Annotated in this window: 7 protein-coding genes; 2 read left to right on the forward strand and 5 right to left on the reverse strand. The window is 70.9% G+C overall.

What is annotated here, in order from left to right; all coding sequences use genetic code 11:
• Window positions 1-6: 6 nt before the first annotated feature.
• From hyi to ppc, 5 genes are all read right to left on the reverse strand, one after another.
• Window positions 7-786: a hydroxypyruvate isomerase gene (gene hyi, locus NS331_RS00930; RefSeq protein WP_058640148.1), complete on the reverse strand. Its 780-nt coding sequence runs from the start codon at window positions 784-786 to the stop codon at window positions 7-9.
• 93 nt (window positions 787-879) lie between these two features.
• Window positions 880-2,673, reverse strand: coding sequence for a glyoxylate carboligase (gene gcl / locus NS331_RS00935; RefSeq protein ID WP_058640149.1), 1,794 nt, complete (start codon window positions 2,671-2,673; stop codon window positions 880-882).
• Between the two features lie 144 nt (window positions 2,674-2,817).
• Entirely contained in the window at window positions 2,818-3,252 is a 435-nt protein-coding gene (locus tag NS331_RS00940) for a type II toxin-antitoxin system VapC family toxin (protein ID WP_058640150.1), read from the reverse strand.
• Window positions 3,249-3,503, reverse strand: a complete 255-nt coding sequence (locus tag NS331_RS00945; RefSeq protein WP_058640151.1) for a DUF2191 domain-containing protein — start codon at window positions 3,501-3,503, stop codon at window positions 3,249-3,251. Before NS331_RS00945 ends, NS331_RS00940 begins: the two co-directional genes overlap by 4 nt.
• A gap of 64 nt (window positions 3,504-3,567) precedes the next feature.
• Window positions 3,568-6,435, reverse strand: coding sequence for a phosphoenolpyruvate carboxylase (ppc, locus tag NS331_RS00950; RefSeq protein WP_058640152.1), 2,868 nt, complete (start codon window positions 6,433-6,435; stop codon window positions 3,568-3,570).
• A gap of 103 nt (window positions 6,436-6,538) precedes the next feature.
• On the opposite strand from ppc, the gene hemC reads away from it, so the two are divergent.
• A complete protein-coding gene (gene hemC, locus NS331_RS00955; RefSeq protein ID WP_058640153.1) occupies window positions 6,539-7,450 on the forward strand; it encodes a hydroxymethylbilane synthase in 912 nt (303 codons plus the stop codon).
• A 42-nt stretch (window positions 7,451-7,492) separates the two neighbouring features.
• Window positions 7,493-8,224 (forward strand): uroporphyrinogen-III synthase (locus NS331_RS00960; protein ID WP_058640154.1); only part of this gene is annotated, 732 nt, incomplete at its 3' end.

An 8,224-nucleotide genomic window follows, 5' to 3' on the forward strand; every position in this document is an offset into this window, starting at 1 on the left:
TGCGGCTCAGGCGGCCAGTGCGCTGCGCCAGCCCAGCCCTTCCTGCGTGCTGGCGCGGGGCTTGTATTCGCAGCCGATCCAACCGTCGTAGCCGAGGGCGTCGATGTGCTGGAGCAGCCAGCGGTAGTTGATCTCGCCCGTACCGGGCTCGCCGCGGCCCGGGTTGTCGGCCACCTGGATGTGGCCGATGCGGGCCAGGTGCCGGCTCAGCGTGTTGGCCAGTTCGCCTTCCATGCGCTGGGCGTGGTAGACGTCGTACTGGATGCGCAGGTTGGCCTCGCCGACTTGATCGAGCAGGGCGAGCGCCTGATCGGTCCGGTTGAGCGCGAAGCCGGGAATGTCGAAGTGGTTGATGGGCTCGACCAGCAGCCGCAGTCCGGCTGCTTCGAGTTGGCGTGCCGCGAAGCGCAGGTTGTCGACCAGCACCGGCTGCACGTCGCCGAGCGTCGCGCCCTCGGGCAGCTTGCCGACCAGGCAGTTGAGCTGCGGGCAGCCCAGCGTCGTCGCATAGCCGATGGCGCGGCCCACGCCGTCGCGGAACTCGCCCACGCGGTCCGGATGGCAGGCGATTCCGCGCTCGCCCGCCGCCCAGTCGCCGGCCGGCAGGTTGTGCAGCACCTGCACGAGCCCGTGGGCGCGCAGCGCCTCGGCCAGTTCGCGGGTCTCGAAGTCGTAGGGGAAGAGGTATTCCACCCCCTCGAAGCCGGCGCGGGCGGCGGCCTCGAAGCGCTGCAGGAAGGGCAGCTCGGTGAACAGCATGGTGAGGTTGGCGGCGAAGCGGGGCATGGCGGTCTCTTGTTTTCGAAATGGGACGGTGCTCAGCAGGCGTGAGTGAATCCGGCGTGGCCGAGCGGCCATGGCGGGTTCGCTCGCACCTTCTCAATCGAGCATGGCCGCGGCGATGGCCGTCGGTGCGTCGGCCAGGCCCTCGGCCAGCGGCTCGAATTCGCGGATGGCGTCGATCTCGGTGCCCATGGCGATGTTGGTCACGCGCTCCAGCATCACCTCGATCACCACCGGCACGCGGTGCTCGGCCATCAGCGCCTCGGCCTGGTCCAGCGCGGGTTGCATCTCCTCCGGCCGCTGCACGCGGATCGCCTTGCAGCCCAGGCCCTCGACCACCTTCTTGTGGTCCACGCCGTAGTGCCGCTCGATGCCGGCGTCGGCCGCGGCATTGATGTTCTCGAAGCCCAGCTGAACGCAGTAGTCCATGTCGAAGCCGCGCTGCGCCTGCCGGATCAGGCCCAGGTAGCTGTTGTTGACCACGATGTGGAGATAGGGCAGCTTGAACTGCGCACCCACTGCCAGCTCCTCGACCATGAACTGGAAGTCGTAGTCGCCCGACAGCGCCACCACGCGGCGCGACGGATCGGCCGCGCGCACGCCCAGGGCGGCCGGCACCGTCCAGCCGAGCGGCCCGGCCTGGCCGCAGTTGATCCAGTGGCGCGGCCGATACACGTGCAGGAACTGCGCAGCGGCGATCTGCGACAGGCCGATGGTGCTGACGTAGCAGGTCTCGCGGTCGAAGTGCCGGTTCATGCACTGGTAGACGCGCTGCGGCTTCATCGGCGCCTCGGCGAAGTCGGTCTTGCGCAGCAACGTGCGCTTGCGCTCGCGGCATTCGGCGGCCCAGGCGCTGCGGTCGGGCAGGCGGCCCTCGGCCGTCATCGACTCAGCCACTTCGACGAACAGGGCCAGCGCGGCGCCGGCATCCGAGACGATGCCGAAGTCGGGCATGAACACGCGGCCGATCTGCGTCGGCTCGATGTCCACGTGCACGAAGGTGCGGCCCCGCGTGTAGACATCGACCGAGCCGGTGTGCCGGTTGGCCCAGCGGTTGCCGATGCCCAGCACGAAGTCGCTGGCCAGCAGCGTGGCGTTGCCGTAGCGGTGGCTGGTCTGCAGGCCGCACATGCCGGCCATCAGCGGATGGTCGTCAGGGATGCTGCCCCAGCCCATCAGCGTGGGGATGACGGGCACGCCGGTCAGCTCGGCCAGGCGCACCAGCAGTGCGCCGGCGTCGGCATTGATGACGCCGCCGCCGGCCACGATCAGCGGCCGCTCGGCCGCGGCCAGCATGGCCAGTGCCTTCTCGATCTGCGCCCGCGTGGCGGCCGGCTTGTAGGCGGGCAGCGGTGCATAGGTGTCGATGTCGAACTCGATCTCGGCCATCTGCACGTCGAAGGGCAGGTCGATGAGCACCGGCCCGGGGCGGCCCGAGCGCATCAGGTGGAAGGCCTGCTGGAAGACCTGCGGCACCTGCGCGGGCTCGCGCACGGTGACGGCCCATTTGGTCACCGGTTTGGCGATGGACTCGATGTCCACGGCCTGGAAGTCTTCCTTGTAGAGCCGGGCCCGCGGTGCCTGGCCGGTGATGCACAGGATGGGAATGGAGTCGGCCCAGGCCGAATACAGCCCCGTGATCATGTCGGTGCCCGCCGGCCCCGAGGTGCCGATGCACACGCCGATGTTCCCTGCCACGGCGCGGGTGTAGCCCTCGGCCATGTGCGAGGCGCCCTCGACGTGCCGCGCCAGGATGTGGCCGATGCCGCCATGCGCCCGCAGCGCGGCATACAGCGGATTGATGGCGGCGCCGGGCACCCCGAAGGCCTGCACGATGCCCTCGCGTTCCATCACCAGCACGGCGGCCTGGGCCGCGGTCATTCTTGCCATGAGTGGTCTCCTCGTTCGATGGACCGCACTCTAGGAAGGGCGGGGCGAACGCAGAAGACGCGGGCGGGCGATAAGCGCTATTCCGTCAGCGAATGGCGGGACGCGACGGCGCGCCGGCGCTCTTTCCGGATACCCGATGCAGCGTCAGCCGATCAACGGATTGCGCACGCGCAGGCTGGGGAAGCGGCTGAAATCGCGGTCGGCGCTCCACAGCTCGCGCACGCCATGGCCGAGGCACAGCGCCGCGATGCGCGCGTCGTGCACCATCGGCCCCTGCAGCCGGGCGTCGGCGATGAGGCCGCGCAGACGAGGCCAGTGATCCGGCGACTCGGCGAGCAGATGCAGCGTCGGCGATTCCAGCCAGATATCGATCTGCCGCAGGGCCTGCGCCGGCGTGCTCGGCGGCGCGTACACGCGCGGATGCGTGGCGATGCCATAGAACTCGTGCAGGCAGGGCCAGGCGATGGCCCAGGCGGCACTGCCTTCGGCCAGCTCGGCCATGCGTGCGGCAGCCGCCGCATGGAAGGGGCTGTCTGCGCGGTGCGCATACACCAGGATGTTGGTGTCGACGGCGATCACGCGCCGCGCCCCTCGCCGGGGCCGTACAGGGCGTCGCGCATCTGCTCCCAACCCGCGTCGCGCCAGGCGGGCGACAGGCCCTGGCCGCTCACGCTGCCGTCGCGCAGCTTGAAGGGCTTGGTGGCCTTCTTCTCGGCCATGACGGTGCGCAGGCCCTGCTCGATCAGGGCCTTCATGCTCATGTTGTGGGCGTCGGCATAGCGCCGGGCCTGGGCAAAGAGTGGATCGGGGAGTTCGATCGTGGTCTTCATAGGGGTACCCATATCGTTGAATATGGGTGCCCATATTAGTTCCGCCCGCAGGCAGCAACAAGCCTCAGCCCGTGTTGCGCAAGCCCGCCGCCACGCCGTTGATCGACAGGTGGATGCCGCGCTGCAGCCGCTCGCTGCCGTCGCCGCCGCGGAAGCGCCGCATCAGCTCCACCTGCAGGTGGTGCAACGGGTCGATGTAGGGGAAGCGGTGGCGCACAGAGCGTTGCAGCTCGGCATTGCCCTCCAGCCGCTGCTTCGCGCCGGTGATGAGCGTCAGCGCATCGGAGGTGCGGCGCCATTCGGCCTCGATCATCGAAAACACCTTCTGGCGCAGCTTGCGCTCGCCGACCAGCTCGGCATAGCGCGCGGCCAGCTGCAGGTCGCTCTTGGCCAGCACCATGTCCATGTTGGACAGCAGGGTGCGGAAGAAGGGCCACTGGGCGTACATCTTCTGCAGCAGCGCCTCGCGCTCCTTGCGGCCAGCGCTGTCCTTGGCTTCGCCCAGGAAGGCCTGGATCGCGCTGCCGAAGCCGTACCAGCCGTTGATGGTCAGGCGGCATTGGCCCCAGCTGAAGCTCCACGGCACCGCGCGCAGGTCTTCGATGTTGCGCATGGGGTTGCGCGAGGCCGGGCGCGAGCCGATGTTGAGTTCGGCGATCTCGCGGATGGGCGTCGAGCCGAAGAAGTAGTCGACGAAGCCGGGGGTCTCGTAGACCAGCGCGCGGTAGGCGTCCATGCTGGCCTGCGAGATGGTCGACGCGGCATTGATGAAGGCCGCGGGCGCGGACTTGGTGGAGCCGAGGAAGGTGGCCTCCAGCGTGGCCGCGACCAGCGTCTCCAGGTTGCGTCGGCCGATCTCGCGGTTGGCGTACTTGGAGCCGATGACCTCGCCCTGTTCGGTCAGGCGCAGCTGGCCGCGCACGGTGCCGGGCGGCTGCGCCAGGATGGCCTGGTAGCTCGGGCCGCCGCCGCGGCCGACGGTGCCGCCGCGGCCGTGGAACATGCGCAGGCGGATGCCGTCCTTGCGGCCCTCGTTCATCTCGTCGAACAGCGTCACCAGCGCCATGCCGGCGCGGTACAGCTCCCAGTTGCTGGTGAAGATGCCGCCGTCCTTGTTGCTGTCGCTGTAGCCCAGCATGATGTCCTGCTCGCCGCCCGAGCGCTGGATCATGGCGCGCACGCCGGGCAGTTCGTAGACGGCGCGCACGATGGGCGCCGCATTGCGCAGGTCGGCGATGGTCTCGAACAGCGGCACGACGATCAGGTCGCACACCGCGTCCTCCTGCAGCGTGCCGCGCAGCAGGCCCACTTCCTTCTGCAGCACCATGGCCTCGAGCAGGTCGCTCACGGTCTCGGTGTGGCTGATGATGTAGTGGCGGATGGCGGCGCGGCCGTAGCGGCGGTGCGATTCCAGCGCCTGCTGGAAGATCGCCACCTCGCTCACCGTCAGCGGCTGGTAGCTGGCGCCGGGCACGCGCAGCGGGCGGGCGTCGTTCAGCAGCTTCAGCAGCAGGGCCTGCTTGTGCTCCTCGGACAGATCGGCGTAGGCGGGCTCGATGCGCGCCACCGCAAGCAGATCGGCGACCACGGCCTCGTGCTTGTCGGAGCTCTGGCGCAGGTCCACCGTGGCCAGGTGGAAGCCGAAGACTTCCACCGCGCGCATCAGCGGACGCAGGCGCTGGTCGAGCAGCACGCCGCCGTGCTTGTCGACCAGCGATTCCTCGATGGTGCGCAGGTCGGCCAGGAACTCCTCGGCCGACTTGTAGGGGTTCTGCGGCGCCACCGCATGGCGCGCGGCCACGCCGCCGGTCAGGTCGCGCAGCGTGGCGGCCAGGCGGGCGTAGATGCCGGTCAGCGCGCGGCGGTAGGGCTCGTCGTGGCGATGCTCGTTGGGGTCGGGCGAGGCCTCGGCCAGGGCCTGCATCTCCACCGTCACGTCGACCAGCGTGGCCGACATCGACAACTCGCCGCCCAGGTAGTGCACCTCGGTGAGGTAGTGGCGCAGCGCCAGCTCGCACTGGCGGCGCAGGGCATATTCGAGCGTCTCGGCCGTCACGTTGGGATTGCCGTCGCGGTCGCCGCCGATCCACTGGCCCATGCGGAAGAAGGAGGCGATGTGCTCCGCGCCCAGCGCCTTCTCCAGCGCGGCATAGACCTTGGGGATCTCGCGCAGGAAGGTCGCTTCGTAGTAGGACAGCGCGTTCTCGATCTCGTCCGCCACCGTGAGCTTGGTGAAGCGCAGCAGCCGCGTCTGCCACAGCTGCACGACGCGGGTGCGCAGCAGGGCCTCGTTCTCGTCCAGCTCGCGCGGCGTGAGCGTGTCTTTCTGGCCGGCGAACAGGGCCTGGCGCTGCTTGATCTCGTCGCGCGCGGTCAGCAGCTGGGCGATGCCGCGCTCGGCGTCCAGGATGGACTTGCGCTGCACCTCGGTCGGGTGGGCGGTGAGCACCGGCGACAGGTAGCTGTGGGCCAGCGTGCCCACCACCTCGTCGGCCGTCACGCCCGCCTTGCGGATGCGCGCCAGGGCCACGTCCAGGCTGCCGTCGATGGCCTCGCCGGCGCGTTCGGCCTCGGTGCGGCGGCGGATCAGGTGGCGGTCTTCGGCCAGATTGGCCAGGTGGCTGAAGTAGGTGAAGGCGCGGATCACCTGCACCGTCTGCGCCGCCGACAGGCCCTTAAGCAGCTGCTTGAGCGCCCGGTCGGCCGACTGGTCGGCGTCGCGGCGGAAAGCGACCGAGAGCGTGCGCACCTTCTCGACCAGCTCGAAGCTGTCCGCGCCTTCCTGGTCGCGGATCACGTCGCCGAGGATGCGGCCCAGCAGCCGGATGTCGTCGATCAGCGCGGCATCGTCGGTGGCCTTGCGCGGCGCCGGGGCGGGGGCGCTTCGCTCGCTGGACTTCTTCGTGCTCTTCGACCGGGGGACGGACGGCATGCGGGCTCTCCTCTTCGCGTGGTTGTAGGGTGTGCCGACAATCGTTGTTGCGGCGCAACATGCTAGCATCGCCGGCCCAGCAGAACCCCGTGGAGACCGGCCCGTGAGCCACATCGTGATCGCCACGCGCGAAAGCCGTCTTGCCCTCTGGCAGGCCGAGCATGTGCGTGCCCTGTTGCAAGCGCTGGGCCACACCGTCGAGTTGCTGGGCATGACCACGCGCGGCGACCAGATCCTGGACCGCACGCTGAGCAAGGTCGGCGGCAAGGGCCTGTTCGTGAAGGAACTGGAAACGGCGCTGGAAGAAGGCCGCGCCGACATCGCCGTCCATTCGCTCAAGGACGTGCCGATGGAGCTGCCCGCCGGCTTCGAGCTGGCGGCCGTGCTCGAGCGCGAGGACGCGCGCGACGCCTTCGTCTCGCCCCGCCATGCGCGGCTGGAAGACCTGCCCGAGGGCGCCGTCGTCGGCACCTCCAGCCTGCGCCGCACCGTGCTGCTGCTCGCGCTGCGGCCCGACCTTCGCATCGAGCCGCTGCGCGGCAACCTCGACACCCGGCTGCGCAAGCTCGACGAGGGCCAGTACGCCGCCATCGTGCTGGCCGCCGCCGGCCTGCTGCGCCTGGACCTGGCCGCGCGCATCCGCACCATCTTCGAGCCCGAGCAGATGCTGCCGGCCGCCGGCCAGGGCGCACTGGGCATCGAGATCCGTGCCGACCGGCCCGAGCTGCGTGCCGCGCTGGCCCCGCTGGTCCACGGCACGACCTGGCGCCGCGTGGCGGCCGAGCGGGCCGTCAGCCGCGCCATGGGCGGCAGCTGCTCCATGCCGCTGGCCGCCTTCGCGCAGGACCTGGGCGACGGCCGCCTGCAGGTGCGCGCCGCCTGGGGCGATGTCGGGCAGGCCGGCGCCCTGGTGCGCACGGAGCTGAGCGGCATCGCCGACGGTCTGGACGCCGCCGAGGCCCTGGGCACCGAGGCGGCCCGTCGGCTGCAGGCCGGGGGCGCCCGGCTCGGCTGAGTCGGGTCGCCACCCGCTCTCCGCGCTCTGCCACCGCCAGCCATGCCCGCGACGCCGTCGCTGATCGTCACGCGGCCCGAGCCCGAGGCCACGCGCTGGACCGAGGCGCTGCGCGCGCGCGGCATCGATGCGCGGGCCCTGCCGCTGATCGCGATCGCGCCACTGGCCGGCCCGGTCGCCTGGCCGGCCGGTGCGCCGCCGCAGACCTTGATGTTCGTGAGCGCCGCCGCGGTGCGGCATTTCTTTGCCGCCGGGCCGCCCGCGGCCGTGGCCGGCTGTCGCTGCTGGGCCACCGGTCCTGGCACGGCCCGCGCGCTGGCCGAGGCGGGCGTGCCCGCCGCGTGCATCGACCAGCCGCCGGCCGACGGCCCCTTCGATTCGGAAGCGCTGTGGGCCCGCGTCCACGGCCAGGTCGCGCCGGGCACCTGCGTCTGGCTGGTGCGCGGCGCCGATGCGCAGGGCCGCGCCGCTGGCCGCGACTGGCTCTCGCGCCAGATCGAGGGCGCGGGCGGCGTCGCCGTGCAACTGCCCGTCTACCGCCGATTGGCGCCGGTGCTGGACGACGCCGGCCGCCGCACCGTGCAGGCCGGCCTCGATGGCGTGGCGACCTGGCTGTTCAGCAGCTCCGAGGCGGTGGCCAACCTTTGCGCCCTGGCGCCGCAGGCCGGCTGGTCGAATGCCGCCGCCGTGGCGACGCACCCGCGCATCGCCCAGGCCGCGCGCGACGCCGGCTTCGGCCGCGTGCGCGTAGCCGCGCCCGACCTGGACGCCGTG

Source organism: Pseudacidovorax intermedius (assembly GCF_001476815.1).
Lineage (GTDB): Bacteria > Pseudomonadota > Gammaproteobacteria > Burkholderiales > Burkholderiaceae_C > Xenophilus > Xenophilus intermedius_A.

Coding starts and splice junctions, on each gene's coding strand:
- hyi (WP_058640148.1), bottom strand. CDS start 786: ATGCCCCGCTTCGCCGCCAACCTCACCATGCTGTTCACCGAGCTGCCC.
- NS331_RS00945 (WP_058640151.1), bottom strand. CDS start 3,503: ATGAAGACCACGATCGAACTCCCCGATCCACTCTTTGCCCAGGCCCGG.
- gcl (WP_058640149.1), bottom strand. CDS start 2,673: ATGGCAAGAATGACCGCGGCCCAGGCCGCCGTGCTGGTGATGGAACGC.
- ppc (WP_058640152.1), bottom strand. CDS start 6,435: ATGCCGTCCGTCCCCCGGTCGAAGAGCACGAAGAAGTCCAGCGAGCGA.